The organism is Leucobacter sp. cx-42 (assembly GCF_014529985.1).
In the GTDB taxonomy this organism is placed as follows: Bacteria; Actinomycetota; Actinomycetes; order Actinomycetales; family Microbacteriaceae; genus Leucobacter.
On the sequence record NZ_JACVMU010000011.1, the window covers coordinates 94782 to 101102 of the forward strand.

Annotated in this window: 2 protein-coding genes and 2 rRNA genes; all 4 read right to left on the reverse strand. The window is 58.2% G+C overall.

The annotated features are described in order from the left end of the window. Positions 1 to 1416 carry an amidase gene (locus ICM05_RS11090; protein WP_188024691.1) on the reverse strand — a complete coding sequence of 472 codons (1416 nt, stop codon included), beginning with the start codon at positions 1414 to 1416 and terminating at the stop codon, positions 1 to 3. A gap of 87 nt (positions 1417 to 1503) precedes the next feature. After that, the gene (locus tag ICM05_RS11095; protein WP_188024692.1) at positions 1504 to 2475 is read right to left on the reverse strand and encodes an Lrp/AsnC family transcriptional regulator; all 972 of its coding nucleotides are present in this window, start codon (positions 2473 to 2475) and stop codon (positions 1504 to 1506) included. A gap of 236 nt (positions 2476 to 2711) precedes the next feature. After that, positions 2712 to 2828, reverse strand: a 5S ribosomal RNA gene (gene rrf / locus ICM05_RS11100). Between the two features lie 164 nt (positions 2829 to 2992). Beyond that, positions 2993 to 6098: ribosomal RNA gene (locus tag ICM05_RS11105) — 23S ribosomal RNA — on the reverse strand. Between the last annotated feature and the right edge of the window lie 223 nt (positions 6099 to 6321).

The window sequence follows — 6321 nt, forward strand, 5'->3', positions numbered from 1 at the left end:
TCAGACGAGAGGGGGAAGCTCGTTCGCGAAGCGTGTCACCGATTCGTAGACGCGAGCCAGGCTGAGCAGGCGACGATCGCTGCCCGATGCCGAAATCATTTGCAGGCCGACGGGCAGACCGCCAGCGGTAAAGCCGGCCGGAACCGACAGCGCAGGAACGCCGAGCATCGTAATCTCGGTCGCCGCGCGCATCCAGTCGAGGTAATGCGCCTGCGCCTCACCAGCGACCTCGTGCGGGTAGTCCCACTCCACCGGGAACGGCGCCACCGTGACCGCGGGGGCCAGCAGCACGTCGTACTCACCGAAGAACCGAGCACCCTCACGCATGAGCGTGGTCTGCTGCTCCTGGGCGCGCATGATCTGGCGGCCAGTCAGCGGACGACCGAGCTCAATGTTCCAGCGCATGCGGTCGTTGAAGTCCTCAGGGAAGACGTCGAGCTCAGCGCCCCACTCCGCCTCGAACTCGGCAGCGCGCAGGGTGACGAACGACTCCGCTGCGCCAGCGAGGTTCGGCGATGCTTCGACAATCGTCGCACCGAGCTCCGCGAAGACCTGCACCGCACGTTCCAGCACGGCGATGACCTCGGCCTCAACCGGGATCGATCCGCCGAGCGTCGGAGCCCACGCGACGCGCACGCCACGGAGGGGCGCGTCGGCCGATCCGCCAAGCGCGCCAGGGACGTTCGCCGCGAATGCTGCGCTCGGCACTGGAGTGCGCGGATCCGCCTGCCCAATCACATCAAGCAACAGCGCGACGTCATCGACCGTGCGTCCCATGGGGCCCGCGGTGGTGAGCGGCGTGAGGACGTTGGCGGCCTCAGCGAGCGGGACCAGGCCCGGCGTCGGGCGCAGACCAACGATGTTGCAGAACGAGGCAGGGTTGCGGAGCGATCCGCCCATGTCACTGCCGTCTGCGAGCGCGACCTGGCGGCCAGCGAGCGCGGCTGCCGCGCCACCGCTGCTGCCACCCGCCGAGCGGCCAAGCGCGTACGGATTGCGGGTCGCGCCAAACACGCGATTCACCGAGTGCGAACCTGCCGCATACTCGGGAACGTTCGTCTTCCCGAGCACAACCGCGCCTGCCTCGCGCATCCGGCGCACATGCAGCGCATCGCGCTCGGGGACATGATCTGCGTGGCGGATCGACCCATAGGTCGTGCGCAGGCCAGCCGTATCGTGGGTGTCCTTGATACCGACGGGAAGACCAAACAGTGCCGCATCAGCGGTCGGCCCCGTCGCGTCGAGCTCGTCTGCACGGCGCAGTGCACCCTCAGCATCGACGGTCACCATCGCGTTGATCGCGCTACCGCGCTCGATCTGGGCGAGGTGCGCCTCAACAACCTCGCGGACACTTACATTGCGCGAGGCAAGCTGCTCGCGCAGGGCGGTCGCGCTGAGCTGAGTTACATCGCTCATGGCATACCTCCATCATCATTGACTTACCGTAACGGTCAGTAAGTCAATCATGATTTTAGGTATTAGCCACATTAAATGGCAATGCTTTTACTTTTTGGTCAGTGTTTTCGTGAGGATGCGTCCACTTCGCTTCGCAACCAGGGTCGTGAGAGAGGGATGAATCGCTCGGACGTAGCGAGTCCATTCTCCGCCAAGCAGTTGCCGGACGTGCGGCAGGTCCCGCGCATTAAAGTGCGCAATGAGGGCCTGCGAGCCGAGCAGCTGGGCCACATAACGACTCTCGGGAACGGCCGCGAGCATCTCACCCAGGAGATCGATGTGCTCCGGGGCGCAACTGATGCGCACGCAGGTCTCGACGTCGTAGCCGAGACTCAACGGGTCAACAATCACGCGAGTGGCAAGCGCGCCCCGCTCCTGCAGATCTGCGAGCCGCTTACGTGCTGTCGGCTCAGTCACACCTGCCACCTGCGCAAGCTCTGCGACGCCTGTGCGGCCATCCTGTTCCAGCGCAGCAATGATTGCGCTGTCAGGGCCGTCGAGCTCCTCCACGGCGCCCGTGGATTCCTCAACGTGATGCACTTGCAGCACCTCATCCAGCTGATGCGCCTCGGCCCCCGTGAGGATTGGGGGTCGCCAATCAGCGTTGGTCTTGAAGTAGCGAAGCACCGGTGTCGCCGACACCTCGAGCACGCCATCGTAGCTCGGGATGACCTCAAGCGTCATCGTGCTGAGATCAAAGGCCTGCTCGTGTACCTCAATGAGCAGACTCGACGGATTGGCGAGAACGATGGCGTAGACAACGCCAGGATGCTGTGAGAGCTCGGCAGCGAGCTCCGCAGTACGGGAGGGTCGGCAGGTGATCTCAATGACGCACGTGGGGCCCAGGTTGTGGAGACCAATGACTTCGACGACGCCAGACTCGAGCAGCTCCTTGCCGCGGCGCGAGACGGTTCGCAGGGGCTCATCGAGCACACGGGCGATCGTGCTCCACGAGGCGCGGCCGTCAGCCTGCAGCGCCGCGACGATGCGGCGGTCGAGGTCTGGGAGAGCTTCTGTCACGCTCGGACTCCTTCGGTCAGTACCTCTTGAATCGTATCGGGGTTTGGGTGGAGACGCCGGTGCTCGGGTCTGCTCCCGCCCCGATTTTGGGTATAAAAAAAAGGGGGTCCGCCCCCTAGCCCCTCCCCCTACAACAGGAAAAGAAACCAGGGAACGAACCCCCAATAAAACAGTGAAAGGGAAACCCCGCCCCAGCACTCATTGCTGAAACAGTGTTCCCCTACCCACCAAAAGGTGTCCGGCGGTGACCTACTCTCCCACACCCTCCCGAGTGCAGTACCATCGGCGCTGTCAGTCTTAGCTTCCGGGTTCGGAATGTAACCGGGCGTTTCCCTGACGCTATAACCACCGTAACTCTATAAAAATATCAACCACACCACACTACCAACCCCACCCTGTCACAGGCGAATCGATAATACTTACCGGCGTGGCTTCTCGTACATCAAGAACCACAAAGTGAACGCGAACATTTCGTTTAGATCTTCTGAAACCCATGCCCCTCAACTGAATGAGGGAGAATATCAAGTCATCGGCTTATTAGTACCAGTCAGCTCCACACGTTACCGCGCTTCCACATCTGGCCTATCAACCCAGTCATCTACTGGGAGCCTCACAGACCGAAGTCTACGGAGATCTCATCTTGAGGCCGGCTTCCCGCTTAGATGCTTTCAGCGGTTATCCATCCCGAACGTAGCAAACCAGCCATGCCCTTGGCAGAACAACTGGCACACCAGAGGTCCGTCCAACCCGGTCCTCTCGTACTAGGGTCAGATCCTCTCAAATCTCCAACGCGCGCAGAGGATAGGGACCGAACTGTCTCACGACGTTCTAAACCCAGCTCGCGTACCGCTTTAATGGGCGAACAGCCCAACCCTTGGGACCGACTCCAGCCCCAGGATGCGACGAGCCGACATCGAGGTGCCAAACCATGCCGTCGATATGGACTCTTGGGCAAGATCAGCCTGTTATCCCCGAGGTACCTTTTATCCGTTGAGCGACAGCGCTTCCACAAGCCACTGCCGGATCACTAGTCCCGACTTTCGTCCCTGCTCGACCTGTCAGTCTCGCAGTCAAGCTCCCTTGTGCACTTACACTCGCCACCTGATTACCAACCAGGTTGAGGGAACCTTTGGGCGCCTCCGTTACTCTTTAGGAGGCAACCGCCCCAGTTAAACTACCCACCAGGCACTGTCCCAGAACCCGATCAGGGTCCGTAGTTAGATATCCAATATGACCAGAGTGGTATTTCAACAACGACTCCACCAACACTAGCGTGCCAGCTTCACAGTCTCCCACCTATCCTACACAAGCCACACCGAACACCAATACCAAGCTGTAGTAAAGGTCACGGGGTCTTTCCGTCCTTCTGCGCGTAACGAGCATCTTTACTCGTACTGCAATTTCGCCGAGTTTACGGTGGAGACAGCTGGGGAATCGTTACGCCATTCGTGCAGGTCGGAACTTACCCGACAAGGAATTTCGCTACCTTAGGATGGTTATAGTTACCACCGCCGTTTACTGGGGCTTAAATTCAAAGCTTCGAACCCGAAAGTCCTAACCTCTCCTCTTAACCTTCCAGCACCGGGCAGGCGTCAGTCCGTATACATCCACTTGCGTGTTAGCACGGACCTGTGTTTTTAGTAAACAGTCGTTCCCCACTGGTCTCTGCGGCCACCACACCCTTTCGGAGTAAATCCTAATAAGCGGATGGCCCCCCTTCTCCCGAAGTTACGGGGGCATTTTGCCGAGTTCCTTCACCATAATTATCTCGATCTCCTGAGTATTCTCTACCTGACCACCTGTGTCGGTTTGGGGTACGGGCAACCAGCAACCTCACGTCGATGCTTTTCTCGGCAGCATAGGATCACCTGCTTCCCCAAACGGGTCCGCATCGTGTCTCACCCAAAGCCGGAAACTATTCATAACCGACGAGCTACACACTTACACCGGGACAACCATCGCCCGGCACAGGCTACCTTCCTGCGTCACACCTCACGCTCACCACCCCAGTCCGGGTTCGCAGCCGCCACCAAACATCACCCGAAGGATCCGCCCAGCTTAGGATTGCTTAGCACTACTAGTTAGGTCTTTGACGGTTACCAGCCGGTACGGGAATATCAACCCGTTGTCCATCGACTACGCCTGTCGGCCTCGCCTTAGGTCCCGACTTACCCAGGGAAGATTAGCTTGACCCTGGAACCCTTGGTCTTCCGGAGGACGGGTTTCTCACCCGTCTTTCGCTACTCATGCCTGCATTCTCACTCGTGTAGCATCCACGACTGGATCACTCCGCCGCTTCACTCGCCACACGACGCTCTCCTACCCATCCATACGGCTGGACCACGAAGGCCTACCTGTAAATATGAATGCCACAACTTCGGTGGTGTGCTTGAGCCCCGTTAAATTGTCGGCGCGGAATCACTTGACCAGTGAGCTATTACGCACTCTTTCAAGGGTGGCTGCTTCTAAGCCAACCTCCTGGTTGTCACAGCAACTCCACATCCTTTTCCACTTAGCACACGCTTTGGGACCTTAGTTGGTGGTCTGGGTTGTTTCCCTCTCGACTATGAAGATTATCCCCCACAGTCTCACTGCTGCGCTCTCACTTACCGGCATTCGGAGTTTAGCTGACGTCAGTAACCTTGTAGGGCCCATCGGCCATCCAGTAGCTCTACCTCCGGCAAGAAACACGCAACGCTGCACCTAAATGCATTTCGGAGAGAACCAGCTATCACGAAGTTTGATTGGCCTTTCACCCCTATCCACAGCTCATCCCCTCAGTTTTCAACCTAAGTGGGTTCGGTCCTCCACGCGCTCTTACACGCGCTTCAACCTGGCCATGGATAGATCACTTCGCTTCGGGTCTAGGACATGCGACTACGATCGCCCTATTCAGACTCGCTTTCGCTACGACTACCCCTCACGGGTTAACCTCGCCACATATCGCTAACTCGCAGGCTCATTCTTCAAAAGGCACGCCGTCACCCCAACAAGGAGGCTCCGACGGATTGTAAGCAAACGGTTTCAGGTACTATTTCACTCCCCTCCCGGGGTACTTTTCACCTTTCCCTCACGGTACTAGTCCGCTATCGGTCATCTGGGAGTATTTAGGCTTATCAGGTGGTCCTGACAGATTCACACGGGATTTCTCGGGCCCCGTGCTACTTGGGATACACACCACGCGGTAAAACCATTTCGAATACGGGGCTCTCACCCACTACGGCCCGCCCTTCCAAGCGGTTCTTCTATAGCTTCACTCTCACGTCGGAAACTCAGCAGCGTTCCCAGGCATGTCCCACAACCCCGCGCATGCAACCCCTGCCAGGTATCACACATACACGGTTTAGCCTCATCCGGGTTCGCTCGCCACTACTACCGGAATCACTATTGTTTTCTCTTCCTGTGGGTACTGAGATGTTTCACTTCCCCACGTTCCCTCTACCCGCCCTATATATTCAGGCGGGAGTCACCAGGTACGACAAGCGCCCTGGCGGGGTTTCCCCATTCGGAAATCCTCGAATCACAGCCCGTTTATCGGCTCCCCGAGGCTTATCGCAGATTACTACGTCCTTCTTCGGCTCCAGATGCCAAGGCATCCACCGTTTGCTCTTTAAGACTTGAAATTACATGAATATCAGAAACCCACACCCATTCACCCTGAAAGACTGGGAAGCCCTCCAAAGCTATAAGCGAGTATGGGACCAAAAATTAAATCAGTATCACCACACACAACACATGCGTGTGGCAGATGCTCGCGTCCACTGTGTAGTTCTCAACGTACGACCAGTCCAAACACTACGAACAACACGTTCCGCAGCACTTGGCCAGAAAGGACCACCACCAAAC